Here is a 26,427-nt window from a genome sequence, read left to right on the forward strand (position 1 = left end):
TTCCCATCCCGAACAGGACAGTGAAACACCTTAGCGCCGATGATAGTGCAGATTACCTGTGTGAAAGTAGGTCATTGCCAGACACCCTAAGCCGTAAACAGAACCCCCGTACTCGAAAGAGGCGGGGGTTTTGCTTTGCGCGGAAGGAAAGTGGTTTCAAAACCAGACGTGGTTCGCGTGTCGGGTTACGCATAAAACCGCTAACCCGACCTACAAAACCTTGTCACCAATAGATATTTAGGCCTGCTTGTTTTGCTTTTTCCCAATCTATTGACTGGTCTAATGCGTCGCTTAGGCGGTCTATTTCTTGTTCTAGTAGCTGTTGGTGGTCGACGACTTCTGCGACTTGGTGACCAGCCCATGCGAGTAGTGATTTTAATGCTTCGCTGGAATCAAATAAGCCGTGCAGATAGCAGCCAAGGATTTGATCGGTGATGATGCCATCGTGTTCATTGGCGTATTTAATCAGTGGGATGGCGGCTGAATCGAGGATTTGGGTTTCGCCATGATGGATTTCGTAGCCTGTGACGGCTTCGCCATTCGCGATGAGTTGGCCTGATAAGTTACGCAGCTGTTTGTCTTGCTCTAGCGATGTGGCAATAGGTAGCCAGCCCAGCCCTTTAGAATCTCCTGCCTCGCCTTCTAAGCCACGTGGATCGGCGATGGTTTGGCCTAGCATTTGGTAGCCACCGCAGATACCGATGACTTTTCCACCAAAGCGCAGGTGTTTTTCGATTTGCTTATCCCAACCCTGTTGGCGCAGCCATGCTAGATCACCACGGGTGTTCTTGCTGCCGGGGATGATCAGCAGATCGGCTGCTGGTAAGGGCTGGTTAGGAGTGGCGTAGCTGCAATCGACGCCAGTAATACGGCGCAGTGGGTCGAAATCGGTGTGGTTGGAAATATGTGGCAAGGTGGCGATGACGATTTTAAAGTCGCCGCCATTGCCTGCGGTGCGGGGCACTGCATCTTCAGCTGCGATATCCAAACCATGCAAATAGGGAACAACGGCGATAACAGGCTTGCCGGTTTCTTGCTCCAGCCAGTCGATTCCGCCTTGCAATAGGCTTAAATCACCCCGAAAACGGTTGATGATAAAGCCAGTAATTCTGGCTTGCTCTGATGCTGAAAGACAAGCGAGCGTGCCGACAAAGTGAGCAAATATACCGCCTCGGTCGATATCGGCAACTAGCCAGACGGGGCAATCAGCTTCTTCGGCAAAGCCCATATTGGCAATATCGCCTGCGCGTAAATTGATTTCGGCAGGGCTGCCTGCGCCTTCAACAATCACCCATTCATACTGCTCTTTTAAGCGCCCCCATGATTCAAACACGGCTTTTTTTGCGGTTTGCTTATAGGCATGGTAATCCACGGCATCTAAATTTCCGATGCTTTTACCTTGAATAATGATTTGGGCACGGCAATCGCTGGAAGGCTTGAGTAATACAGGGTTGAAATCGGTATGCGGGGCAATACCTGCAGCAACGGCTTGCATGGCTTGGGCGCGGCCAATTTCGCCTGCATCGCTGGTGACTGCGCTATTGAGCGCCATATTTTGTGGCTTAAACGGTGCGACTTTGATGCCACGACGCAAAAGAATACGGCAGAGCGCGGCAACGATGGTGGTCTTGCCTGCATCAGAGGTGCAGCCTTGAATCATAAGAGTGGGCATGGGTTTGCCTTGTGCAAGATTATTGGTAGAAGATCCTCAAACCTTTAAAGCTAAGGTCTGTAGACACAGAGAACAGGGAGGTTAAAAGCAGAGCACAGAGAAAACCTTAGGGGGCTGATTTCAGTTTACGGCCTTATCACTCTGGATAGAGAAGTCCAGCAGCGCGGCTGGATTCCCGATAAAAGCACTCGGGAATGACGGTAGCGGCACTGGGGGCATTATTTCCTAGCAAATCCTTAGCTCCGTTATGAATTGCTTTTCTCCGTGAAACTCCGTGTTCTCAGTGCCCTCTGTGGTTCAAGATTTGGGTTTAGCGGGGCAGAGGGATAAACCACTCTTGCCCTTCGATGCTGGCGCTACGTATTTCCGTGCGGTAGAGCGCGCTGAGGTTCTGGCTATTCATGATCTCCGCAGTCGGCCCTGATAGCCATTGCCCATCGCCAAACATTAGCAGCACATGGCTTGCCCATTGGTGGGCGTGATTTGGGTCGTGACTGACCATCAGCAGGGTTCTGCCTGCTTGGTTTTCTTCGCGCAGTACCGAAAGGGCTTGTTGCTGGTGGCGTAGATCAAGCTGGGATAATGGCTCGTCGAGTAAGATTAGTGCGGCTTGTTGAGCGAGCGTTGCTGCAAGGCTAGCCCGGCGGCGCTCGCCGCCTGATAGCGTGGCAAGGTCGCGGTGTTTTAGATCGCTTAAATCCAGCCTCGCTAATTGCTCATCGGCGAGGCGTAGATCATCCTGGCTTTCCCAATCCCATGGCCCTTGATGCGGGTGACGGCCGCTGAGTGCTTTTTCGATGACGGATATTGGGAAAGGGCAGTCATCCTGTTGGCTAAGCCATGCGATTTCTTTGGCCCGCTCATGGCCCGCCCATTCTTTTAATGGCCGCTGATTGAGCTGAATCTTGCCTGCTGCAGGCTTGAGCCATGCCGCTAAGGTGGCGAGTAAGGTGCTTTTGCCACAGCCGTTTTCACCCAGAATAAGCCAGCTTTCACCTTTGTTAATTTCAAGATTCAGATCTTGGCAAAGCAGACGTTCGCCTTGTTGAATGGCTAAGGAGCGGATCAATAAATGGCTCATCGTGCGACGCCTCGGTGCTGCAATAGCCATAAAAACACCGGCACACCGGCCAGTGCGGTAATCACCCCGACGGGGAGTTGTTGCGGGGCAAGGATAATGCGCGAAGCGATATCAGCGGCGAGCAAAACGGTGCCACCTGTGAGCGCCACGGCAGGTAAGAGCAGGCGTTGATCGTGGCCTAAAACCAGTCGCAAGGCGTGTGGAACGATCAGGCCGATAAAGCCGATCATGCCTGCTGTGGTCACCGCAATGGCCGTTGCCGCTGCGGCTACAAAGTAAAGTAGCCATTGCAATTTACGCGTATTGGCCCCGAGTGCATGGGCGGTTTGTGCGCCTTGGCTGAGCACATTAAGCTGACGCGCTAGCGGCCAAACTAACAAAAGCAGCGCCAAGAGCAGCGGTAATGCCAGCTGCCAACGCGCACCAGCAAGATCGCCCAGCATCCAAAATACCATGCCGCGTAAGAGGCCATCGGGTGCAAGGCTGAGTAATAAGCTGGACAATGCGCCACAAAAAGAAGCGATCGCCACCCCCGTTAAGAGTAAGCGCGCCTGACTACTGGAATGATCTTTGCGCGCCAAAATAAACACCAGCGTAATACTAAGCAAGGCCCCGCAGCCCGCTGCCAAGTTGACGGCGGCCACACCTGCACCTAACAATATCGCCAGCAAAGCGCCGACGCTGGCCCCGCCTGAGGTACCGAGGATGTAAGGATCAGCAAGCGGATTTCTGAGTAAAACTTGCTGCAATGCACCGGCTAGTGCCAGCAAACCACCGACGGCAATAGCTGCGAGGGTGCGTGGAAGGCGCAGCTCAAGCACTACATCACGAGCCAGCGCGGCATCAGGCCCATTGCCCAGTAATTGCCAAGGGCGATAGCTGGTACTGCCAAAGCAGAGGCTAAGGATGACGGTGATCAATAGTAGGCCGCTTAGCACAAGCAGCGTAAGGGTGAGTCTGGCGGGGGTAAGGCGGGAATGCTTCATGATGAGTAGCTCTGGCAGGGCGTTAGCCCTTTAAAAAGGTCTGTAGACACAGAGATAAATAGAGATCACAGAGCACAAACTAGGAAAATAAATTAGGAACGGCGTTAGCCGCGAACTCCCTGTAGATCAGTGCAATATTCGCTAGTTTACATTTAGGGTAATTTCCAATATTAAGCTGTGTAATCCAACATGCGCTGGTGCAAAAAACGTTGGGTTACGCGATAAGGCCTGCTAACCCAACCTACAAAAACGCGTAATTCGGGAAATCATTTGTTATGTCTCTTAGCTTCTTCTCTGTGTTCTTTTCGTTCTCTGTGTCTACAGGTTTTGCTTCAATGGTTTAACGCGCTTTATCAATTGCTTCGCAGAGCTTTTCTGTGCCTTCTACCAATCTTGGCCCCATGCGGCTGAGCAGGTCTTTGGGCAGGATATAGAGATGTTTATTGGCTTTTAGATTAGGCCAGCGTTTCCAGCGGTTTAGCCAGTTGTCTTTTACACCCGGCTCGCCACTGGTAATGATCACATCTGGATTGGCTGCGAGTACGGCTTCGTCGTCGATGGTCGGTACCAGCGCTGGCAGGGCGGCAAAGACGTTGACGCCACCGCACAGGCGCATCGCGTCGGAGATGATTTGCTCGCGGTTAATCGTCATCAATGGCCTGTCCCATACCTGATAAAAAACACGGATTGGCTTTCTGCCCGCGTATTTTTTCTCTAGCGCGGCAAGGCTGCTGCGGTATTTGCTGGCAGCTGCCTGAGCTTCGCCCTCTTTGGCCGTTAACACGCCTAAACGCTCCATCACCGTGGGGACGTCTTCCAGTTTTTTAGAAAAAGTATAAAAAACTGGCAGGCCGAGGGTTTCTATTTGCGCGAGCTGCTTGGCGGGGTTACCACTTTGCCATGCCACGATCAGATCGGGTTTAAGGGCGCGAATGCGTTCCAGATCAAAGCCGTTATAGCCGCCGATACGCTCAATTTTATTCGCTTCTGGCGGGTAGTCGCTGTAATTCACCGCGCCCACAATGAGCTTGCCTGCGCCGATGGCAAACAAGTCTTCGGTGGCGTGCGGGGCCAAGCTGATGATGCGTTGGGCTGGCTTGGCTAAGGTAATTTCCTGTCCACGGTCGTCTTTTACACTGACGCTGGCGATTGCGGTATGGGCCAGTAGTAAGCTGGCAAAAGCCGCATAGCGGATGTGTTTCATGCTGTTGTTCCAAAAAGAGCCGCGCTGGCAGCGGGGTTGCTCATCATCCATGCGTGCACATAGCTGGCGGTGAGGCTGCCTTGGCGATAGATCGCTTCACCTTGGCTGCCCAAGCGGCAAGGCGTGGCATGGAGTAATGGCTGTAGCGTGCTTTGCAATGTTGAGTAGTGAAAAGTGTGGCCGCGTAACTCGCCCGCACCTAAGTCGAATGCTTGCATGCCAAGGGCTGAAAGGCGTTTTTGCATGGTCGCTGTGGCGTCTAAAATCCCCCACATTTTATGTGATGTGCCATCGTTGAGTGTTAACGATGCGCAAAGCGCCAGCATGCCGCCGCATTCGGCAAATGCCGGTTTATCTGCGGCTAGCCAATGGCGTAAATCGGCGGCGATGCTTGGATGAGCCGCGAGTGTTGCCGCGTGTAGCTCTGGATAACCGCCGGGCAAGTAGAGCGCGTCGGCGTCCGGCAGGGCTTCATGGGCGAGAGGGGAGAAAAACACCAGCTCCGCACCCATTTCGCTCAGGCAAGTTAAATTGGCTGGATAAATAAAGCAAAAAGCCGCGTCGCGGGCGATAGCGATGCGTTTGCCTGCCAGCAGTGGTGCTAATGTTGGGCGCGTTGAGCTGCTGTAATCGATGACTGGAGGCAAAGCCGCAATCGGCTGGCTGGCTAAGGCATCGGCCAGCGCATCGAGTTTTTGCGCCAGATCGGGGATTTCATTCGGCAGCACGAGGCCTAAATGCCGCTCGGGCAGGGCTTCATGCTTGCCCAGCCAGCCTTGCCAGTGCTCGGGCTTGGCCGATTCTTGTAGCATTTGTGCGTGACGGTCCCCGGCTACTTTATTAGCCAGCACACCATAAAACGGCAGATCGTTTTTATAGTGAGCCAGCCCGAAAGCCAGCGCGCCAAAAGTTTGCGCCATGGCGCTGGCGTCGATAGTTGCCAGTACCGGAAGGCCTAATCGGGTGGCCAGCTCGGCAGCGGAAGGCTCGCCATCAAACAGGCCCATCACCGCTTCGATCAGGATCACATCGGCGTCTTGCGCCGCATCGGCCAGCATCTGCCGGCATAAATCCTCGCCAACCATCCACAAATCGAGATTATCCACCGGAGCGCCACTGGCGTAGCCCAGCAGCAGCGGGTCGAGAAAGTCTGGCCCGCATTTAAATACCCGTACCTTACGGCCCAAGCGGCGATGATGCCAAGCCAATGCTGCCGTGATGGTGGTTTTGCCGCTGCCCGAAGAAGGGGCTGCGATCAGTAGGGTGGCAGCGCTTACCATTCCAAACCCTTTTGCGCCTTGATGCCTGCTTTATAAGCGTGTTTTTCGTCGTTGAGCACGGTTACGGTATCGGCAATCTCGTGCAATTCTTTGACTGCGGCGCGGCCGGTGACTACTACATGCTGCATTTCTGGGCGGGATTCTAGGTCTTTAAGAATGATGTCTTTATCTAGATATTTGTAGCTGAGGCAGTAAGTCAGCTCATCCAAAATAACCACATCGTAGCTGGCATCGTTCAGCATGCGGGCGGCGACGGCCCAAGCGGCTTCAGATTTGAGTTTGTCGGCTTCAAAATTCTGCGTTTCCCAAGTAAAGCCATCACCCATCACATGCCATTCGCAATGCTTGCCGAGCAGGGCTTCTTCGCCGGTATCGGTGCGGTTTTTAATAAACTGCACCACGCCCACTTTTAGCCCGTGACCAATGGCGCGCGCCACCATGCCAAAGGCGGAAGACGATTTACCTTTGCCATTGCCGGTGAGCAAAATCATGATGCCGGTATCGATATTGGCTTCGGCAATATGCGCATCGATAACGGCTTTTTTACGCGCCATGCGGGCGGCGTGTCGGGCATTACGTTCGGTGTTGATGGTCATGGTGATGGCTCCAGTTTTGGGGCTTGTTATGTTTATTTATGTGCCTGCGGCACGGTGTTTTAGTGCGGGAGCCCCTGCGCGGGCCTTCCTTTCTTGCTTCTTCGCCAAGAAACGAAGCCAAAGAAGGCGATCCCGGCGTCTGCGCCCCGCTGCGCGGGGTACCCTCTCTGCGGACAATCGGCATGGCGTCAATTCAACTCGCTTCGTTCAAACACGACACAACGACTTCCCCATGCCGCTTGTTCCTCGATCGGCTGGTCTCAGGGGGAGGTAAAAGCCCCGTTCCAAGAGCGTAGAACTTACGTTTTTTGGTGTGCTACTTAAAAAGAAAATTATTTAATACCTTCGGCGCAGTGATTTCCTGCGGTAATCACTGCGCGCTAAGTACCTGCTCAACTTCAGGCGTCACAGCCACACTTCAGTGCTGCAGCTTCCCCCTTTGTAAAAGGGGGATTGAGGGGGATTTGCCTTGGCTCTTTTTTGTAAAGATACGCCGTACCAAATCCCCCCTAGCCCCCTTTTTCAAAGGGGGGAACAAGTATATCTAACTGGTTTCTCCGTGAAACTCCTTGTTCTCTGGGGCCGAAGTGTTTCAAGAAGTGGGTTTTATATGCAACTGCCAATCCGCAATGATTTTCTGGATTTGCCCTAAGCCATCCCGAATCGCGGCGATGCCGGGGACGAGGAGGTCGTGGCTGGCTATTTCGAATAGTTGATTGTTGGCAATGGCGGGTATGGACTGCCAGTTTGGCCTTGCACGCACGACATCGGCATCGAAAGGCTGGCCGCACCAGCTGCCTATGATGATATCAGGCTGAGCGGCAATGACTTGTTCTGGGCTAACGGTGCGATCTTTGGCGCGTGTTGCATGCGATAGCTCACTAAAGATATCGTCGCCACCGGCAATCTCGATTAGCTCGGAAACCCAGCGGATGCCGGTGTAGAGCGGGTCGTGCCATTCTTCAAAATAGACTTTAGGCCGTGATTTTAAGTGGGCCGCTTGGGCGCGGGCTGCGTCGATTTGGGCTTGTAAATCGGCAATGAGCGCTGTGGCGGCTGGCTGGCAATCGAGCAAGCGGCCCAGTGTGGCGATCATATTGAAGATGCCTGCCAGATTTTTCTGGTTGAAAAAGTGCACTTCCAAACCGGCCAGCACGCATTCTTTCACCATCTCGCCTTGCAGGCTGGAATAAACCAACACTAGGTCGGGTTTTACCGCGAGGATTTTCTCGACTTTGGCGCTGGAGAAGCCACAAATAATCGGGTGCTGCTTGGTCACGCCTTCTGGGTGGCGCGAAAAAGCGCTAATGCCCGCGATGCGATGCTGCTGGCCGAGCGCATACAAAACATCAACGGTTTCGCTGGAAAGACAGGCGATTTTTGTGGGGGTGTTCATTTTCAAATCCTTTTTTGCATGCCGTTTGAGTGGCGGGAGTAAGCACCCCAATCCCATCAATTCAAGCGAAATCTTTTTCGTAGGGCGGGTGAAACCCGCGAGTGATGCTGAAAAATACGCGGGTTTCACCCGCCCTACAAAACCATCGTTGGATTGCTTAGCGCCGCCATCAGTCGAGTTTTAAACAGCACCTGCTGATGCTCAGTCACCGGCCCAAAGCGCAGGCCCTGGTGATTGTTTTGATCGAACAGGCGGCACCATATTTTTTGTTTTGCGAGTTGGTGATGCAGTGCTTTGGCATCAGGCGTCGGGCACCAGTGCAGTAGGGGCAGGCTGCCGCTGGGGGCTAAACCTGCCTTGCTGAGCGTGTCTATCATCCATTCCTGATTAGCGAGTAGGCGCTGTTGCTGCGCGGCTTGCCAAGTCTTATCACTTAAGGCGATTTGCCCTGCCCATAGTGCTGGGCCGCTGATATGCCAAGGGCCAAGGGCTCGATTTATTTCTTCTAAAAGTCGCTTTTCACAGGCGATAAAGCCTAGACGAATGCCCGCTAGGCCAAAGAATTTACCGATGGAGCGCAGAATAATCAGCCCGGTTTTGCCCGCCTGTGGCAGCAGGCTGGCTGCGGGGGCGCAATCGGCAAAGGCTTCGTCAACAATCAACCATCCACCCTGTTGAGCAAGTTTTTCGTGCCAATCGAGTAAGGTGGCGGCGCTGATTTGCTGGCCGCTGGGGTTGTTAGGATTGACCACGATCAGTACATCAATGGCGCTGCTTTCTAAGTATTCATCTACTTGTTCACTGCTGATTGCGCTGACCTCATGCCCAGCCTGCTGCCACTGCCAGTGATGCTCAGCATAGGTTGGGCTGATGATGGCAACGTGGCAAGCAGGGCGTAGTTTGGGTAGCAGGGCGATGCCTACTTGGCTGCCAGCAAGGGTTAGCAGGTGGTCGCAGCCATAATACTTTTGCGCCGCAAGCTGCAGGGCTTGGTCTTGATCGGGCAGGCGTTGCCAGATGTGCTCGGGCACGGCAGGCAGGGGATAGGCCCAGGGGGCAATACCGCTGGAGCAATCGATCCAGTCGGCTAAATCTCCGCCAAAGGCCGCCACTGCACGTTGCAGATCGCCTCCGTGTTGGGGCTGATTTACAGCATCCACAATGAGCCTCCTAATAAAAGAGCGATCCACAGAGCCAGCGTTTTTTGCACTAGCACAATACCGCGCTGCAAATCATGGGCGGTTGGCACGGGGCCGCAGCCCAGTTGTGGGCGGACGTGGATTTCGCCATGGTAGATCGCCTCGCCGCCTAAGCAAACTTGCAAAGCGCCCGCGCCGCTTGCCATCACTGGGCCTGCATTGGGGCTATCCCAAAGTGGCGCTTGGCTCTGCCAGCAGGAAAACGCGCTGCGGCAGTAGCCGAGTAGGGCGTAGCTGAGTGCCGTGAGGCGGGCAGGGATAAAGTTGAGCACATCGTCGGCCCGCGCTGCAATGCGGCCGAAGTGAAATAAACGCACTGTTTTATAGCCCCACATGGCATCCAGCGTATTGGCCAGCCGGTGCAGCAGCACGCCATAGCCGCCAAACACTGCAAAGAAAAATAGGCTGGCAAAAATCGCATCTGCACCGTTTTCTAAGGTGGATTCAAGGCCTGCTTTGGCAATGCCTATGTCGTCCAATTCGGCGCAATTGCGGCTGACAATGCGGCTAAGGGCAAGCCGAGCTGTGATTAAGTCGCCCGTGCTTAATGGCCTAGCGATGGCACGAACATGTTCAAACAGGCTGCGCGCGCCAAGGGCAAACCACAGCGCCAAAGCGTCGGCCCACCAGCCCATAACATGTTTTAGTAAGGCAAAGGCGGCCAGCGATGCGGCTATCAGTAAGAGCCACGCCAGCGCACCGCGTAAAATATTGTGTAGATTGGATTGGCCTGCTATTTGCGAAAGATGGGCCAGATTAAAGCGCCGCTCCAGTTTGGACGCCAGCCAGCCAAAGCCCACCAGCGGGTGAAAGCGCTTAGGCTCGCCCAAGAAAAGCTCTAGCAGCAGGCCAAGGGCGAAGGCGGATAGCCAGTGAGTTGGGTTCAGATTCAACATTCGCTGCGCTTCACCGGCATAGGGACTCCGGCGACCACCAGCGTAACGTTTGCAGCTTGCTTGGCGATGTCCTGATGCAGGCGGCCAGCCTCGTCGCGGAATAATCTGGCCAAGGCATTGTCAGGAACAATGCCAAAGCCGACTTCATTACTCACCAATAGCAGCGTGCCGCGATGTGCGGCAGCGGCGGCAATAAAGGCCTGTTTCTCTTGTGCCCAGCCTGCCAGATCATCCAGACAAAGCCAGTTAGATAACCAGAGTGTAAGGCAGTCAATCACACAAAATTGATCTTGGCTTTGTGCGAGTGCCGTGGCGAGTTGCAATGGCGCTTCCAGCGTTTGCCAATGCGCGGGGCGCTCGGCCTTGTGCCGGATAATGCGCTCTTGCATTTCCTCGTCAAAAGCCTGAGCGGTGGCCAGCCAAAACACTGGCCCATCATGGGCCAGTGTTTTGGCCAGCGCGTAGCCGCTTTTGCCGCTACGCGCCCCGCCTAAAATGAGCTCGGTCACTGGCCTGCCAGCGCTATGCGCCCCAGCAGGCTCGGCCACTGGCCTGCCAGTGCTAGGCGTCCCAGCAGGCTCGGTCACTGGCCTGCCAGTGCTAGGCGCCCCAGTAGGCTCGGTGCTCAATGCTGCCAGCGTAGGTTCAGCATGGCATTACGGCCCAGTGTGCCGTAATTGGTTATTTGCTGGTACTCGGTATCGAATACATTGTTGACACGAGCGCTAGCTTGCCATTCTTTAGCAAACTGCCAGCTCACGCTAAGATTGGTAAGGGCATAACCTGCCAGGCGGATCGGAGTGTTTCGGTTATCTTCTCTATGAGCTTGTGCTTGTACTTCGCCGCGTGCGGCCCACTGTCCTTGTGTTACACCCAGATAAGCTGACCCGAACTGCTTGGCACGAAAATCTAGTTGCTTGCCATCTTTTAAGCCTCCAGAAGTATCTTTGGCGTTGAGTAAGTCAAAGCTACCGCCTGCTTGCAGCAATTCTCCTTGCCAGTCTGCTGTTAACGTAAGGCCCTTAATAGTCGCTTTACTGATGTTTTGTGGCTTATATTTTGAGTCCAAAATAATCATGTCATCAATCTTGTTGTGGTATGCAGTTACACCCAATTGCAGACCATGGGCTTGGTAGCGAGCAAATAATTCAGTATTTTGGGACTGCTCTGGTTTTAAGTTGGCTGTGCCAGAGTTGGGGTAGTAGAGGTCATTAAATGTAGGAGCTCGAAAAGCGGTGCCGTAGCTTGCGCCAACTTGCCAAGCATCATTGATTTGCCACGATCCACCGACACTGCCACTAGTGTTTTCACCGAACTGACTGTTGTGGTCATTACGTAAATTAAGTTGCAAATTGATATCATCAAAGCTGGCTAAATAGCCTGCTAGTAAGCTGTTGATACGACGTTGATCAACATCGTATTTTGTGGTGCTGGTTACGGCTTGTTCTACTGTTTCTGCTCCAAGCGTGATCACACCCGCACCCATTTTTAGCTCATTTTGCCAAGAAAGCTGAGTTTGTTTGGTTTTGAAACGGGTTTCTTCAGGTGCCCATTGTGATGCAGGAGCATAGTTGTATGAATCATCAATGCTCATACCCACTTGCACTTTACTGGTCCAATTAGAGGTAAAACGATTTTTACTCCAAATGGTGCCACTGCCCGTTGTTCCTTCATCACGGTAGTCGTAGTAATTTGTTGCGTAGATATTATCTTGATGATTCTTTGCCCAAGACTGCAGCAAGCTTGTGCCAAATTCATGCGACTCATTGATACGATGACTGGCATTGATCGATAGGCTGGTATTTTCATAGCCATCGGTATCGGTGTTGAATGGCGCATTTTTAGGTGATGAAAGTGCGCTGATTCCATCTGTTTGGTTATGTGCTAGGCCGACGGTATAGCGGGTATCCCCATTGCCGCCAGAAATATGCACGCTAGCAGTACGAGTGTTTTCTGTACCAAAGCCCACTTCTATAGATGGATGAAATCCTTTATCACCTTGGCGGGTAAAGATTTGAATTACGCCACCAATCGCATCTGAGCCATAAAGGCTGGCTGCCGGGCCGCGCAGGATTTCGATGCGTTCAATTTGTGCTAATGGAATGTGCTGTAATGCTGCGCCACCGGCAGTAGCAGAGCCAAAGCGAATGCCATCAATCAGGTAAACCGTTTGTTGGCCGCTGCTGCCACGTAAAAACACACCAGTATTTTTACCCGCTCCACCATTGCTGGTGATTTGCACACCCGGCTGGCGGGCGAGTAATTCTGGCAGGCTGATTGCACCTGCTGTTTCAATCTCTTTTTGATCGATTACAGTTATATCACCGATGACTTGTTTTGCGGCTTGTGGCAAGCGGGCTGCGGTGGTGACAACGGCTGGCAGCTGAATGGTTTCAGCCTGCGCACAGATGCTGGCGATTAAGATACTTAAAGGGGCGAAACGAAATAACATTTACTCTCTCCTGAGTGCCACACCCGCTGTGTGGCGATGATAGCAGCAGAGGGAGCAGGAGATGATGCACGGCACTGAGCGCGATGAATCTCACCCGCTTCGTGCACCCTGCCGCGCGTTGGTTACCTCTGCCGGTGGCAGAGGTTTAAGGCCGGTCTCCGGGCTTGCAAGTGTTTCTATCGATTTTTGCTAAGCATGCGCTGATTTATTTATTTTCGTCTTTGGCGCTGGATCCCCGGCAATGCATTTGGGGATGACGATTTAATCCGTGCTTACTTCAAATCGATAGATCAATATACCGCCATAGTGGCTGTATTCTTGCTTACCGTTGCAGGGGCAGCGCAGGATTTGAACCTGCTTCCCGTTTCACTCGTGTTGAGCACCTTATAAGGGGCGGATTGTATACCGCCTTGGCATTTATTGCCTTTCTGCTTTAAGACATATTCATGTTGGCTTTGGTAAGTATTTAGAATATAGCCGGACGTGGCGCAAAAAAACGCCACGCAAAAGGCGTGGCGTTGATTGGAGCAAGTTGCGCTTAGTGCTGCAAAATCTTGGATAAGAACAGTTGCGCACGCTCGGAACGGGTTTGGTTAAAGAACTCATCCTTGCTTGCGTCTTCTACGATATGCCCTTGATCCATAAAGATCACGCGGGTTGCCACTTTGCGGGCAAAGCCCATTTCGTGGGTCACACACATCATGGTCATGCCTTCCTGAGCCAGCTCAACCATTACATCCAGTACTTCATTGACCATTTCCGGATCGAGCGCAGATGTAGGCTCGTCAAACAGCATGGCGATAGGGTCCATCGCAAGCGCTCGGGCAATGGCAACGCGCTGCTGCTGGCCGCCGGAAAGCTGGCCGGGATATTTATTAGCCTGAGCTTTGAGGCCCACGCGATCGAGTAGTTTTAAGCCTTTTTCCATCGCTTCGTCGGTGCTGCGGCCAAGAACGCGCTGCTGAGCCAAGCACAGATTATCGGTGATCGATAGGTGAGGGAATAGCTCAAAATTCTGGAATACCATGCCTACTTTAGAACGCAATTTAGGTAAATCAGTTTTTGGGTCGCCCACTGAAGTGCCGCCAATCAGGATGGTGCCCTTTTGGAAAGGCTCCAAACCATTCACGCATTTAATCAGCGTGGATTTACCCGAGCCTGATGGCCCGCAAACCACGATCACTTCACCTTTTTTTACTTCGGTGCTGCAATCGGTCAGGACTTGAAAGCTGCCATACCACTTATTGATATTCTGGATCGAAATCATACTGCTAACCTCTTTTGCAAACAGCGTTGAAGCAGTGCTTCTCGCGAGATTGTTTGGTTAAAGCTACTGTGTAAATACATTACAGATTACACAGCCAGTTTTTTTTGCAAGCGCTTTACCAGCATGGAAGCGCTAAAGCTAATCAGAAAATACATTAGGCCAGCCAGTAGCAAGAATTCATGCGGTTGACCCACAATATCGCCTTTGGAGCGGGCGGTATTAAGAAAATCCATCATGCCTACTGCATAAACCAAGGATGTATCTTGAAACAAGATAATGCTTTGCATCAAGAGCAAAGGCATCATTTTTCTAAATGCTTGAGGCAAAATAATCAAGCGCATGGCTTGGCTGTAATTCATGCCTAGGGCATAAGCGGCGTTGACTTGGCCTTTAGAAATCGCCTGAATACCGGCACGCACAATTTCGCAGTAATAAGCCGCTTCAAACATCATAAAAGCGATTAAACAGGAGGTAAATGCACCAATCGGCGTGGGCCGACCTGTAATCCAACCAATAATAAAGGGCACCATAAAGTAAAACCAGGTGATGACCAAGAGTAATGGAATAGATCGGAAATAATTAACATAAAAACCGGCTAATTTGGATAAAACCGGATTGCTCGACATCCTTGCTAGGGCCAGCAGTGTACCTAATCCAATACCCCCTATTACTGCAAAAAACAGCAGCTCCAGTGTGAGTACCATTCCTTGGATCAGGCCTGGGAGAGCTGGGCCAATATTTGATAAATCCATTTTATTTCCCTCCCAGCGACATTAAGCCAGGCACGCTCGTTTTCTTTTCCACCCAACGCATAAGCATCATAAGACTCATATTGAGGGTGAAGTAAATAATGGTCGCAAGGGTAAATGCTTCAAACAAATTAGCGGTAAATTCTGCAGTTTGTTTGGTTTGCGCCAATAGCTCCATCAGACCAATTAAGGATGCAACCGATGAGTTTTTAAATACATTTAAAAATTCAGAAGTGAGAGGCGGAATAATAATCCGAAAAGCTTGTGGCAATAGCACGTGGCGATAAGTTTGGGCGATATTAAGGCCCAAAGCATAACCCGCATTGATTTGCCCTTTTGGCAGCGCTTGAATACCGGTGCGTACTTGCTCGCAAACACGGGCCGAAGTAAATAAGCCTAAGCAAACAACAACACTAATAAACGCTGATGTTGATGGTTTGATATCTTGCTTAAACCAAATTTGCAATGATTCTGGCAAAAAGTCTGGTACTAAGAAGTACCAAATAAATAATTGCACCAGCAGCGGAATATTACGAAATAGCTCAACATAAGCATTAGCAAAGCCCGCAATCCAGCGATTTGGCAAGGTACGTGCCACGCCCATAATCGTGCCTAAAATAAGCGCAATAATCCATGCAGATAAAGCCAGTGCTAATGTCCAGCCAAGGCCAGAAATAAACCAATCTAAATAAACTTCACTGCCGATACCGGTGGGCTTAAAAAAAACGCCCCAATCCCAGTTGTAATTCATCTCTTTTCTCCGAAGGTATCAGGGAGGCCCGGTAGCCTGTCGTGAACGTCGACAGACTGCCGATCCTCCCTGATATTTATTAAGACCTTAGAACGGTGGTCTTTTACATCTGTTCTGCGGATTTATCTGTTGGATTAGCAATAAGCTTCTTCAGATCATCGCTCATAGGGAAATTAAGGTTTAAGCCTTTTGGTGGAATAGGCTGAGTAAACCAGCGTGCATAAACGGCTTTGATACGGCCGCTCTTGTAAAGATCAACGATCGCGTCATCAACCAGTTTTTTAAACTGGGCGTCGTCTTTACGCAACATGCAGCCGTAAATTTCACTTGATTGTGGTGTGCCAACAATGGCCCAGTCTGCTGGTGATTTGGCTTTAGCGATTTCACCCGCTAATAGTGCGTCGTCCATCATAAATGCAGCTGCGCGATTTGATTCCAGCATCAGGAAGGATTCGCCGTGATCTTTAGCGCTGATGATATTCATATTCATTTTCTTTTCTTCGTTCATCTTTTTAATCAGACGTTCCGAAGTGGTGCCGGCGGTGGTGACTACGTTTTTGCCTGCTAAATCAGCGAAATCTTTAATACCAGATTTTTTAGTGGCGAGTAAGCGTGTGCCAATTTCAAAAATACCGTTTGAAAATGCAACTTGTTTTTGGCGTTCTACATTATTGGTGGTGGAGCCACATTCCAGATCCACTGTGCCGTTTTGTACCAGTGGAATACGGGTTTGCGATGTAACCAAGTTATAGCGAACTTGAATAAAAGGCATATTCAGTTTCTTTTTGATGGCTTCAGCAATGTGATTAGCCACCTCAACTGAATAGCCAATTGGGCGCTGGCTATTATCTAAATAGGAGAAGGGAATGGAGGAATCACGATGGCCTAATACCAACGTTTTCGTTTCTTGGATCTTTTTGAGGGTGCCGCTTAATTCTTCGGCTTGTGCGGTAGCGGTAAAAAGAGAGGATACAGCCAAAACGAGTAACAATTTCTTCACGGGTGTTCTCCTAAAATAACGGGGGATCTGTATTTGTTTCAGTATAGACTGACTGAAAAAATAAGACTTTGGGGATACTCCTTAGTGTTTCAAACAAAAACGGCCCAGAAGGGCCGTTTGCGATATTAGCTTACAAATATTACTGTTGCATAGGCGCTAGAATCTGACGCAAGAATTGCTTTGCTCTGTCGTGCTGCGGATTAGTAAAGAAGGCTTCCGGATGAGCGTCTTCTAAAACCACACCTTGATCGAGGAATAACACACGATCTGCCACTTCGCGGGCAAAGCCCATTTCATGTGTGACCACCATCATGGTCATACCCGATTCGGCCAGTGTTTTCATTACTTGCAGCACTTCACCAATCATTTCAGGATCGAGAGCGGAAGTGGGCTCATCGAACAGCATCACGCCGGGATTCATGGCAAGGCCGCGGGCAATGGCCACGCGCTGCTGCTGACCACCGGATAAATTCGATGGGTAAGCATTTTTTTTGTCAGCAAGACCAACGCGCTCGAGCAGTGTTAGGGCTAGTTTTTCGGCTTCGTCTTGTTTCATGCCTTTGACACGGATCGGGGCCAGAGTGATGTTTTCTAGCACTGATAAATGCGGGTAAAGATTGAAATGCTGGAAAACAAAGCCGACTTCGGCACGCAGCTTGTTGATATTAGTTTTAGGGCTGGTGACTTGCACATCACCAATCCAGATTTCGCCGTCGTTCACTGGCTCAAGCTGGTTGATGGTGCGGATCATGGTGGATTTACCTGAGCCTGAAGGACCACAAACCACGACCACTTCACCTTGTTTGACTTCAAGGTTGATGTCTTTTAGTACGTGATGGTTGGGGCCATACCATTTATTAACATGATTAAATTTGATCATCGGCTTGGATTGGGGCATGACGGGAAACCTGATTCTGTTAAATATTGCGTAATGTTGGCAAGGCGGGGAAACCCTAGGCCTACGTGTAGGGCGGGTTTTATCCGCCCTACAAACTATCGGCCAGCGGCTACAAGATAGTTGCTGAGCGCCACATATTGTTCCAGCGTAACGTTTTCCGGGCGGCAGCTTGGAGAGATCGCCAGCGCTTCCAGCTCGGCATCGCTTACTAGGCTTTTTACGTTATTGCGCAGGGTTTTTCGGCGCTGGCCGAAGCTTTGTGCAACGAGTTTTTGCAGGTGATTGTAGTCAGTGGCAGGCGCTGGCAGTGCCGCCCATGGCACCATGCGCACAATGGATGAATCTACTTTGGGCGGCGGGAAAAAAGCCTCTGGTGGCACGTCAAATACACGTTCCATATTAAAACGGTATTGCAGCATGATGCTTAAACGGCCGTAATCTGATGTTGATGGTTCGGCTACCATGCGATCAACCACTTCTTTCTGTAGCATAAAATGCATATCAAAAATGGAGTCGCCAAAGCTTGCTAGGTGGAACAAAAGCGGTGTGGAAATATTGTATGGCAGATTGCCGATCAGGCGAATTTTGCTGCCCGGTGCAATCTCTGCCGCCAGCGCGCCAAAATCAAAATTTAGTGCATCCACATTGTGGATCACGAGTTTTTCTGGGGAGAATTTCTCGGATAAATGCGCCACGATATCGCGGTCGATTTCCACCACATGCAGTGTTTCGGTGCGATCCATTAAAGGCTTAGTCAGCGCGGCAAGGCCCGGCCCAATTTCAACCAGTACATCGCCTTTGCGCGGGCTGACGGAGTTGATAATGTCGGAAATTACACTTTGGTCTTGTAAAAAATTTTGCCCAAAGCGCTTACGGGGGATATGCGAAGTCATTATTTATTTCCAGCGAGTTCTATCGCGGCGTGTGCCACGGTAATCATGTACGGAGTGCTTCAAGATAAGTTGTTGCACGGCGCTTTAAAAGGGCTATCTGCTATTGCAAGCGGGTTCTAGATGGCGTTTCCCGATAATTCGATCGCCAGTTGGGTGGCTGCCAGCAGGCTACCTGCTTCTGCTGTGCCTGTTCCTGCCAGATCAATGGCAGTGCCGTGATCGACCGAGGTGCGAATAATCGGCAGGCCGAGTGTGATATTGATGCCGTGGCCAAAGCTGGCATATTTGAGCACAGGCAGGCCCTGATCGTGATACATGGCGAGCACTGCATCGCCCGAGTCGAGGATATTACGATTAAATAATGTGTCGGCGGGCAATGGCCCGATCAGCGTCATGCCGGTTTGGCGTAATGCTTCCAGCACGGGGGAGATGATTTCTATTTCTTCTCTACCTAAATGGCCTGATTCGCCTGCGTGGGGGTTAAGTCCCGCCACAATAATTCGTGGCTTGGCAATGCCGAATTTAGTTTGCAGATCACGGTATAAAATACGCAGGGTACATGTGAGTGATTCGGCGGTAATGGCCGGAGCAACGTCTTTAAGTGGCAGATGAGTCGTTGCCAGCGCCACACGCATCTCGCTGCAAGCCAGCATCATGACTACTTGCTGGGTTTGTGTTCGTTCGGCAAGGTATTCGGTATGGCCGTAGAAAAAGCGTCCTAAAGCTCCGCCTTCATTGATCACCCCTTTATGAATAGGGGCGGTAACCATTGCAGAAAACTCGCCGCTCTGGCAGCCATCACATGCTCTATCGAGTAAATCCAGCACATAGCGGGCATTAGTAGTATTGAGCTTGCCAGCGGTGCACGGGGCTGCAAGCGGGATATGCAAGATGGAGATCGGTGCGTTACTTGTCGGCGAGTAATCGGGCCAGTTGGCATCAATCTGGCTGATTTTTGCTCTGCTTTGCAGAAGGGTTTTGTCGCAAAGAATGACCAGCTGACAAGCTAGTGGCGTGCTGGCTGCAAGCATGGCGCTTATTTCCGGGCCAATGCCTGCGGGCTCGCCGCTGGTGAGGGCGATGCGGGGCAGTGTGGGCTTGTTCATTAAATATCACACGGCTTTAATAGGTATTGCGGTAGAGAGGGCTGGATCGTTACTGCATCATGGGGTGGGCACTGTGCCCAACCCCATCGCACTATCGTTTTACTCGTCTTTTAAGCGTAATTCCACAAAGGCGCGGTCTCTTTGCTGACGTAGCCAGTCTTCAAACTGCTCTTCGCTCTTACGTTGTTTTAATTCATTCCTTACACGGAAACGCTCGCGTTCTTTGGTCATGTCTTTGGAGCGGCGCTCCAGCACTTGAATAATATGCAGACCAAATGGCGATTGAATGACAGGGCTGATTTCTCCCTGCTTGAGTGCGTTCATCGCGGTTTCGAATTCGGGTACGGTTTCGCCCGGAGTGAGCCAGCCTAAATCACCGCCTTTGCTGGCGCTGCCATCGTCGGAATAAAGACGGGCCAGCTCTTCAAATTTGCTGCCGTTTTTAAGGCGATCTGCCAGTTGATTAAGGCGCTGACGTGCGTCGCCTTCTGACACCAGCTCATTGGTGCGGATCAGAATATGGCGTGCGTGTGTTTGCTCAACCACGGTTTTTTGTTCTTGGCTGCGTTTTTCCAGCAACTTCACAATATGAAAACCACCGGGGCTGCGAACTAAATCGGTGATTTCACCCGGGTTTAGTTTTTCTAGTAGCTGTGTAAATGCGGGGGGCAATGAGCCCGCTGCACGCCAGCCTAAGCTGCCGCCGCTGGTGGCATCCGGGGCGCTGGAGTAAACCGCCGCAATCGAGGCGAAGTCTTTGCCTGATTTTAATTCTTCGATTGCCGCGAGTGCTCGAGTGCGTTTGGCTGTGATTTGCTCCGGGCTGGCGTTTTCTGGCAGCGGAATCAAAATATGCGCTAAGCGAAATTCCTGCTGCTCTTTACCGGTATTGAGCTTGATGTATTCGTCGATTTCGTTGTCGCTAATCACGATACGGTTATCAATTTCCCGCTCTTTAAGGCGGGTCAGGGTGATTTCACGGCGAATATCTTCGCGAAAATTCTTCCAGCTCATGCCTTGCTTTGCTAGCGTTTCACGGAACTGCGGCAATGACATTTTGTTTTGCTCGGCCATGCGGCCGATGGCGCGCTCTAGCTGGCTATCATCAATCCGGATGCCGATCTGATCTGCATACTGTACTTGTACGAGCTCCAGAATCATCCGGTCTAGCACTTGTTGTTTGAGTACAGCTGCGGGCGGCAGCGTGATGCGCTGGCTTTCCATGTTTTTCTGGATGCTACTGATGCGGGAATCAAGCTCTTGCTGGGTCACCACACTTTTATTAACCACGGCAACAATACGATCCATGGTTTGAATCGATGCACTTGCAAATTGGGCGCTGCCGATCAGGGCAACAAGCGCTAAGGCGCGGGAAATGTGGCGCAGCTTCATATATCAGTGGACCTTGCTGTAGGTATCGGTATAACCAGGAATAGTTTGTCGCAATACATCAATCGGATTGCTGCCTAAGCCGCCTAGCCCGCCCAGTTCAAGCAGGGCGAAGAAGTTGGTATTAAAGGTGCCGTCGTTGGTAATGTAGCGTTGGGCGGCAAAGCGTACTGCCCAGCAGCCGGCATTATATTCAAACCCGCCCAGAGTTTCCAAAGCCTTGTTGTCACGCAGTGAATAGTTGGCGCGCCCAATGGCATACCAGCCTCCGCCGAGTGGCCACTGGCCAGAGAAATCGACTTGTTCAATCTTATTATTACGGCTTTGCACATAACGCATATTCAGAGCACGGAAAGCACCCGGGCTCCAGCCCAGATTGATATCCGAGCGAATGGTGCTGTCATCTCTGGCATTGTATTGCAGGCTGTAGCCCACCATAAAATCACGCCAGACCTGCCCGCTGAGCGATAGTAATAAATCAGAAGAAGTCGCTTCATCCGGTCGGCCCGGTGCATCGAGGGTGACTCTTTGATCTGTAAAGTAGAAGCGCTGGCCAATGGTGGCCCGAACGCGTTCTATGCCGGTGGATGATTCATAAAGCCGTGATGAAAGCGCCAGCGTGAGCTGATTGGCATCATTGATACGGTCGTTGCCTGAAAACTGATTTTCAGAAAACATCTGTGCAAATGAGAAATCAGTAATGGCCGAATCAAAGTTAGGTAGCTTGGATTGATCCCGGTAAGGCACATAGGCGTAGTAAGCGCGTGGCTCCAGCGTTTGCGTGTATTCCTCGCCGCCAAAGCTGCTTTCTTTTTCAAAATAGAGGCCGCTATCCACACTAAAAATCGGTATGGTGCGATTTTCTGTGCTGCTTTCCTGATTGGGGCCATTGGCACGCAGCTGGTAGCTTGATGCATGCACACTGATTTTGGGCTTGATAAAGCCATAAGAGCCAATAAAGGGCATGCTGATTTCAGGCTTTACCCAGACGCGCGAGCCATTGATTTTAGTGGAGTGATTAAACTCGGTGGCTTCAGCTGAAATACCCAGCTGCACGCCTTTAATCCAATCCGGAGTGGCAGAGAAACCCAATTGCGGCACACGAGCATAAGGCTCATCAATAGGATTGGCCTTGCTTTGAATGGTTTGAAAGCGCTGCCAGCGGCCAAAAGTTTGCCAATTATCACCGCGATAGCTGAGCACCGCTTCGCGAGGCAAATTGGTTTGCGAGGCAACACTTAAGCGATCACCAAAATCATTAAAGTACTCATCATCTGATACTTTTTGCACATTTAAGCTAAGCGCTAGGCGATCTGTCAGTGCCTGCTGGTGCTGAAACACAATGCTGCTGCGGCTACTATCCGAAACGGTATCGTTACTTAAGCCTTCAACTTTTAGCGTGCCTGCGTAATCAGGCTGTATATAGCGAAACTCACCACCCAGCATCACACCACGGCGCGACATATAGCGGGGCGTTAGGGTGAAGTCATAATTGGGCGCGATATTCCAATAGAAAGGCGTGCTGAATTCAAAACCATTACGGTTATTGGTGCTGAATGAGGGGGCTAAAAAGCCAGTTTGCCGATTGCTATTGAGTGGGAAATTCATCCACGGCATATACATAATCGGCGCGCCTTTAAACTCTAGCCACGCGCTGTGTGCAATACCCTTATTCGCAACGTAATCCAGCTCTAGCTCATTGGCGTGCAAAAACCATGCATTGTCGCCTGGCTGGCAAGTGGTAAAGCGACCATCTGCTAGGCGATACTTATCCTCGCCTTCAAATAAGAGCTTTACTGCATCCCCTCGCCCCAAGCCTTGGGCGATGGTGTAATCAGGATTGGTGAGCGAGCCATATTTGGTATCGAGCAAATAATCGAGCTGATTGCCTTTTAAAACATCCCCTTGGCGCGTCATTTGAACTTGATCACCGGCGGTCACCCTATTCGACTTTTGATCGAAGGTGGCCCACTCGGCATTCACGTCAAGATCGCCTCTATGGAGTTGAACATCGCCTCTGGCCTCAGTGGTTCCCGTTGTGGTGCCAACTACGCTGTCGGCCTCCACATTGAGAGGAAGAGGCTCAGCCGAATGCGCCATCGCACAGAAGAGTGCAGCGGCAATTGCGGTGAGACGGAAATGAAATGGTGTGTGGGTCGCGGACATGCGGCCATCAGGAGCTGATAGAATTTGCAGATTCTACTGCATTGCTGGCACTTACTACCATGACTAGAACAGATTCCCTGAATTCCTGGCTTGCCGAAACACTGGGTCAAGCCCCAAAAACACTTGAAATTGCAGCGGTTGACGCCAGCGTTCGCTCTTATTGGCGAGCCGTTTTTAGTGATCGCAGTTTGATTATTATGGATGCAATTCCGGCTGATTTTGATTGCCAGCCTTTTTTGAAACAGCAGCAACGCCTTGCCAATGCTGGCTTGCCAGTGCCTAGCGTGCTGGCGCAGAACCTTGAGCAAGGTTGGGTGGTGCTCGAAGACTTGGGCACCAAAACCCTCGCCAGCTTGATTGATGCTGACAACGCCGCCAATTATTACCGTCAGGCCATTTCTTTATTGGTGAAAATGCAGGTGAGCACCCCTGTCGAGGGTTTAGCACCTTTTGATGGGGCGTTTATGCAACGCGAAATGGAGATTTGCCGCGAGTGGTACTTTGGCAAAGCCTATGGTGTGACACTTGAAGGCAAAGATTTGGGTGTGTGGGAGCGCAGTTGCGCACTGATCGTTGCGCATAATATGGCCCAGCCAACGCTGTATATGCACCGCGATTTTCACTCCCGCAATATCATGGTGCAAGACGATGCATTGCGCCTGATTGATTTTCAAGATGCGGTGCTTGGCCCGATTACTTACGACTTAGTCTCTTTACTTAAAGACGCATATTTAGATTGGGATGAAGCCTTTGTGCTTGATTTAGCGATTCGCTATTGGGAGCAAGCCCGTGCCGCTGGCCTGCCAGTGCACGAAGATTTTGGCGATTTTTATCGCGCATTCGAATGGCAAGGCCTGCAACGCCATCTTAAAATTCTGGGCCTATTTGCCCGCCTGAAGCATCGTGATGGCAAAGAGCAATACCAAGCCGATATACCGCGTGTATTTGAATACGTGCGCAAAGTTTGCCTACGCTATAGCGAATTAACCCCGCTGGGCCGCTTGCTGCTTAATCTGCACGGCGAGCCTGTCGCTACCGGATTCACCTTTTAATGAAAGCCATGATTCTTGCAGCAGGGCGCGGTGAGCGCATGCGACCCCTTACTGATACTTTCCCTAAACCTCTGCTTGAAGTCGGCGGCACGCCACTCATTGGCTGGCACTTACGTCGTCTTGCTGAGGTAGGAGTTACCGATGTGGTCATCAACCACGCTTGGCTAGGGAGCATGATAGAAGAGCGCTTAGGCGATGGCAGTGCCTACGGGGTGCGTATTCAATATTCGGCAGAAGAAACTGCGCTGGAAACGGCAGGGGGGATTGCTAAAGCTCTGCCGCTATTGGGGGATGAACCGTTTGCTGTGATTAATGGCGATATTTTTACTGATTATGATTTTGCTAAGTTAGAGATTACGGCTCAAAAATTAGGTGAAAATTTAGGTCATTTGGTCATGGTCAAAAAAGCGGACTACCCAACAGGCCGTGATTTGGCGATTGATGCTCAAGGTAAGGCGCGGCTTTGCAAAGAAGGCGATCAGGCCATGACCTTTGCAGGCGTGGCGGTTTATCGTCCCGCGTTTTTTGCAGATATCGTTGCAGGGCAAGCCGCAGCACTCCTTCCTTCATTTATGCGCAGCATGGAAAAGTCCCAGCTACAGGCTGAGTCATTCTCTGGGCTATGGCTTGATGTGGGTACGGTGGAAAGGTTGAATCAGGCCAATGCTTGGGCTATAGATCAGCGGCGAGGCATGATTACTTGATTGCTTAGGATTTGACTCGCAATAAATCCTGAGTTTTATTTGTAGGGCGTACTCGAAGCGTCGCTCAGCGACGGGCAGTACGCCATAGGGTACGAAACCCCCGCTTTGGAGTCCGCCCTGCTAGCTTTAAATGTATGTTTACGGCGAAAACCCACTGTGAATATAAAACCCCAGCCCCTGCGCCATTTGGTGCTGGGGCTTTTTTTGATTTGAATCAAGAAATACACGATTGGCATTCTTTAATAGTAAATAGGACCTTTTTAATGCGATGACGATGGGAATAAGATTGATAGTAATTCTTATTTTAAATGCATATCGCATAGCGATTTGTCATTTTTTTCCTCTTTATCAGAAGGCTTTATTTATGAAATATCTGGCTCCAATTATTGCTTTAGCTTTGTCTGCTCAAGCCTACGCCGCAGAATATCCAATTGGTAAACCAACCATTAAAAATGGCATGGAGTTGGCGGCGGTATATTTGCAGCCGGTTAAAATGGAGCCGGATGGGATGATGCGCAAGGCGGAAGCTTCAGATATCCACCTTGAAGCTGATATTCACGCCGCTAAAGGCAATCCAAATGGCTTCGGTGAAGGCGAATGGATGCCGTATTTATTGATTAAGTATGAGCTGCAAAAAGTGGGCAGCAAGAATGTCATTAAGGGCGATTTTATGGCCATGGTGGCGAGCGATGGCCCGCATTATGGCGACAATATCAAGCTGGAAGGCCCTGGCAAATACAAGCTGAAATACACCATTTTGCCGCCATCAGAAAACCCAATGGCCCACTTTGGCCGTCATGTGGATAAGGAAACCGGCGTTGCGCCTTGGTTTAAGCCTTTTGATCTGAACTATGAATTTACCTACGCTGGAACAGGCAAAAAGGGCGGTTATTAATATCGCCTGATTTCAATGCCCCCCAGCCATATTACTGGGTGAGAAAAACCCCTCGCATGCAGAGGGGTTTGTGCTTTTTTATGGCTTAAATGTTGCTGGTCTATTGGATGGAGTTTTTATGCGACGTATTGTGGTGGCTTTGTTAAGCACATGCAGCCTAATGGCGAGTGCGAGCGATTTGCTGACTTTTAGGGTGGAGCTTAACGATGGCAAGGTCACGCCAACGCGCATCGAAGCACCAGCCAAAACTAAATTTAAGCTGATATTAGTGAATAAGGGCAAATCGCCTGCCGAATTTGAAAGCCTGCCGCTGCGCAAAGAAAAAGTCCTCGCCCCCGGCGTTGAATCCTTTGTGGTGATTCAGGGCGTATCTGCGGGCGAATATATCTTTTTTGATGATTTCCACCCGCAGGCGAGGGGTGTGATTGTGGTGAAGTAAGGGTGTTGCTCAACGATCATCTTTTTAGTGCCTTCGGCACGTTGATTTTGGAGCAGGTGCCCCCGCTGGGGCGTTCTTTTCTTGAACGGCCAAGAAAAGAACCAAAAGAAGGCCGCCCCGACCAGCACGAAACCCCTCTCTGCGGACAATCGAGCGGCGGCTGCGGAACTCGCTTCGCTCAGACAGTCCTCGCCGAAACCCCGCCCGCTTGTTCCTCGCTTCGGCGTGCTTCAAGGGGGGGATTTAAGCCCTGTGTCACGATAGAGGGAAAGTTTTGGGTTACTAAGAGTTTGAAAGTACCCAAAACATTAAAACAAACGTCTTAATTCAAAACCTGTTTTTCTCCGTGAAACTCA

At 51.0% G+C, this 26,427-nt stretch carries 24 protein-coding genes, 1 rRNA gene and 1 riboswitch; of the genes, 5 read left to right on the forward strand and 20 right to left on the reverse strand.

What is annotated here, in order from left to right; all coding sequences use genetic code 11:
- A 5S ribosomal RNA gene (gene rrf / locus ACFQNF_RS20835) occupies positions 1-83 on the forward strand; the annotation flags it as partial.
- A 140-nt stretch (positions 84-223) separates the two neighbouring features.
- Here rrf and ACFQNF_RS08155 read toward each other — a convergent pair.
- The 20 genes from ACFQNF_RS08155 to ACFQNF_RS08250 all read right to left on the reverse strand — a co-directional run bounded on the left by ACFQNF_RS08155 (position 224) and on the right by ACFQNF_RS08250 (position 22,981).
- Complete coding sequence (locus ACFQNF_RS08155) at positions 224-1,672, reverse strand: cobyric acid synthase (protein WP_380187510.1); 1,449 nt, start codon at positions 1,670-1,672, stop codon at positions 224-226.
- Positions 1,673-1,982: 310 nt separating this feature from the next.
- Complete coding sequence (locus ACFQNF_RS08160) at positions 1,983-2,753, reverse strand: ABC transporter ATP-binding protein (protein WP_380187511.1); 771 nt, start codon at positions 2,751-2,753, stop codon at positions 1,983-1,985.
- Positions 2,750-3,739, reverse strand: coding sequence for a FecCD family ABC transporter permease (locus ACFQNF_RS08165; protein WP_380187512.1), 990 nt, complete (start codon positions 3,737-3,739; stop codon positions 2,750-2,752). The genes ACFQNF_RS08160 and ACFQNF_RS08165 overlap by 4 nt, the downstream gene beginning before the upstream one ends.
- Before the next feature lie 340 nt (positions 3,740-4,079).
- The gene (locus ACFQNF_RS08170; RefSeq protein ID WP_380187513.1) at positions 4,080-4,943 is read right to left on the reverse strand and encodes a cobalamin-binding protein; all 864 of its coding nucleotides are present in this window, start codon (positions 4,941-4,943) and stop codon (positions 4,080-4,082) included.
- Positions 4,940-6,223 (reverse strand): cobyrinate a,c-diamide synthase, encoded by a 1,284-nt coding sequence (locus ACFQNF_RS08175; protein ID WP_380187514.1) that lies wholly within the window; start codon positions 6,221-6,223, stop codon positions 4,940-4,942. The genes ACFQNF_RS08170 and ACFQNF_RS08175 overlap by 4 nt, the downstream gene beginning before the upstream one ends.
- Positions 6,217-6,819, reverse strand: a complete 603-nt coding sequence (gene cobO / locus ACFQNF_RS08180; protein ID WP_380187515.1) for a cob(I)yrinic acid a,c-diamide adenosyltransferase — start codon at positions 6,817-6,819, stop codon at positions 6,217-6,219. The genes ACFQNF_RS08175 and cobO overlap by 7 nt, the downstream gene beginning before the upstream one ends.
- Before the next feature lie 592 nt (positions 6,820-7,411).
- Positions 7,412-8,215 carry an ABC transporter substrate-binding protein gene (locus tag ACFQNF_RS08185; protein WP_380187516.1) on the reverse strand — a complete coding sequence of 268 codons (804 nt, stop codon included), beginning with the start codon at positions 8,213-8,215 and terminating at the stop codon, positions 7,412-7,414.
- Between the two features lie 134 nt (positions 8,216-8,349).
- A complete protein-coding gene (gene cobD, locus ACFQNF_RS08190; protein ID WP_380187517.1) occupies positions 8,350-9,375 on the reverse strand; it encodes a threonine-phosphate decarboxylase CobD in 1,026 nt (341 codons plus the stop codon).
- Positions 9,363-10,310 (reverse strand): CobD/CbiB family cobalamin biosynthesis protein, encoded by a 948-nt coding sequence (locus ACFQNF_RS08195; protein ID WP_380187518.1) that lies wholly within the window; start codon positions 10,308-10,310, stop codon positions 9,363-9,365. Before ACFQNF_RS08195 ends, cobD begins: the two co-directional genes overlap by 13 nt.
- Positions 10,304-10,897: a bifunctional adenosylcobinamide kinase/adenosylcobinamide-phosphate guanylyltransferase gene (cobU, locus tag ACFQNF_RS08200; protein WP_380187519.1), complete on the reverse strand. Its 594-nt coding sequence runs from the start codon at positions 10,895-10,897 to the stop codon at positions 10,304-10,306. Before cobU ends, ACFQNF_RS08195 begins: the two co-directional genes overlap by 7 nt.
- A 38-nt stretch (positions 10,898-10,935) precedes the next feature.
- Positions 10,936-12,762, reverse strand: a complete 1,827-nt coding sequence (locus ACFQNF_RS08205) for a TonB-dependent receptor domain-containing protein (RefSeq protein WP_380187520.1) — start codon at positions 12,760-12,762, stop codon at positions 10,936-10,938.
- A gap of 132 nt (positions 12,763-12,894) precedes the next feature.
- A riboswitch (cobalamin riboswitch) is annotated at positions 12,895-13,164 on the reverse strand.
- 136 nt (positions 13,165-13,300) lie between these two features.
- Complete coding sequence (locus tag ACFQNF_RS08210; RefSeq protein ID WP_380187521.1) at positions 13,301-14,029, reverse strand: amino acid ABC transporter ATP-binding protein; 729 nt, start codon at positions 14,027-14,029, stop codon at positions 13,301-13,303.
- 86 nt (positions 14,030-14,115) lie between these two features.
- Positions 14,116-14,781, reverse strand: a complete 666-nt coding sequence (locus tag ACFQNF_RS08215) for an amino acid ABC transporter permease (protein ID WP_380187522.1) — start codon at positions 14,779-14,781, stop codon at positions 14,116-14,118.
- Between the two features lies 1 nt (position 14,782).
- Positions 14,783-15,529 (reverse strand): amino acid ABC transporter permease, encoded by a 747-nt coding sequence (locus tag ACFQNF_RS08220; protein ID WP_380187523.1) that lies wholly within the window; start codon positions 15,527-15,529, stop codon positions 14,783-14,785.
- 103 nt (positions 15,530-15,632) lie between these two features.
- Positions 15,633-16,529, reverse strand: coding sequence for a glutamate/aspartate ABC transporter substrate-binding protein (locus ACFQNF_RS08225; protein WP_046350554.1), 897 nt, complete (start codon positions 16,527-16,529; stop codon positions 15,633-15,635).
- A gap of 139 nt (positions 16,530-16,668) precedes the next feature.
- Positions 16,669-17,409, reverse strand: coding sequence for an amino acid ABC transporter ATP-binding protein (locus tag ACFQNF_RS08230; RefSeq protein ID WP_380187834.1), 741 nt, complete (start codon positions 17,407-17,409; stop codon positions 16,669-16,671).
- 113 nt (positions 17,410-17,522) lie between these two features.
- Positions 17,523-18,320: a 16S rRNA (adenine(1518)-N(6)/adenine(1519)-N(6))-dimethyltransferase RsmA gene (gene rsmA, locus ACFQNF_RS08235; protein WP_380187524.1), complete on the reverse strand. Its 798-nt coding sequence runs from the start codon at positions 18,318-18,320 to the stop codon at positions 17,523-17,525.
- Between the two features lie 116 nt (positions 18,321-18,436).
- The gene (gene pdxA / locus ACFQNF_RS08240) at positions 18,437-19,426 is read right to left on the reverse strand and encodes a 4-hydroxythreonine-4-phosphate dehydrogenase PdxA (RefSeq protein WP_380187525.1); all 990 of its coding nucleotides are present in this window, start codon (positions 19,424-19,426) and stop codon (positions 18,437-18,439) included.
- Between the two features lie 99 nt (positions 19,427-19,525).
- The gene (locus ACFQNF_RS08245) at positions 19,526-20,818 is read right to left on the reverse strand and encodes a peptidylprolyl isomerase (protein ID WP_380187526.1); all 1,293 of its coding nucleotides are present in this window, start codon (positions 20,816-20,818) and stop codon (positions 19,526-19,528) included.
- Positions 20,819-20,821: 3 nt separating this feature from the next.
- Entirely contained in the window at positions 20,822-22,981 is a 2,160-nt protein-coding gene (locus tag ACFQNF_RS08250; protein ID WP_380187527.1) for an LPS-assembly protein LptD, read from the reverse strand.
- A 59-nt stretch (positions 22,982-23,040) separates the two neighbouring features.
- Here ACFQNF_RS08250 and ACFQNF_RS08255 point away from each other — a divergent pair, with 59 nt between their 5' ends.
- The 4 genes from ACFQNF_RS08255 to ACFQNF_RS08270 all read left to right on the forward strand — a co-directional run bounded on the left by ACFQNF_RS08255 (position 23,041) and on the right by ACFQNF_RS08270 (position 26,071).
- Positions 23,041-24,033 carry an aminoglycoside phosphotransferase family protein gene (locus tag ACFQNF_RS08255; RefSeq protein ID WP_380187528.1) on the forward strand — a complete coding sequence of 331 codons (993 nt, stop codon included), beginning with the start codon at positions 23,041-23,043 and terminating at the stop codon, positions 24,031-24,033.
- The gene (murU, locus tag ACFQNF_RS08260; RefSeq protein ID WP_380187529.1) at positions 24,033-24,737 is read left to right on the forward strand and encodes an N-acetylmuramate alpha-1-phosphate uridylyltransferase MurU; all 705 of its coding nucleotides are present in this window, start codon (positions 24,033-24,035) and stop codon (positions 24,735-24,737) included. The genes ACFQNF_RS08255 and murU overlap by 1 nt, the downstream gene beginning before the upstream one ends.
- A 364-nt stretch (positions 24,738-25,101) precedes the next feature.
- Positions 25,102-25,632, forward strand: coding sequence for an iron transporter (locus ACFQNF_RS08265; RefSeq protein ID WP_046350547.1), 531 nt, complete (start codon positions 25,102-25,104; stop codon positions 25,630-25,632).
- 118 nt (positions 25,633-25,750) lie between these two features.
- Entirely contained in the window at positions 25,751-26,071 is a 321-nt protein-coding gene (locus tag ACFQNF_RS08270; RefSeq protein WP_380187530.1) for a cupredoxin domain-containing protein, read from the forward strand.
- Positions 26,072-26,427 lie beyond the last annotated feature (356 nt).

Source organism: Iodobacter arcticus (assembly GCF_042664895.1).
In the GTDB taxonomy this organism is placed as follows: domain Bacteria; phylum Pseudomonadota; class Gammaproteobacteria; order Burkholderiales; family Chitinibacteraceae; genus Iodobacter; species Iodobacter arcticus.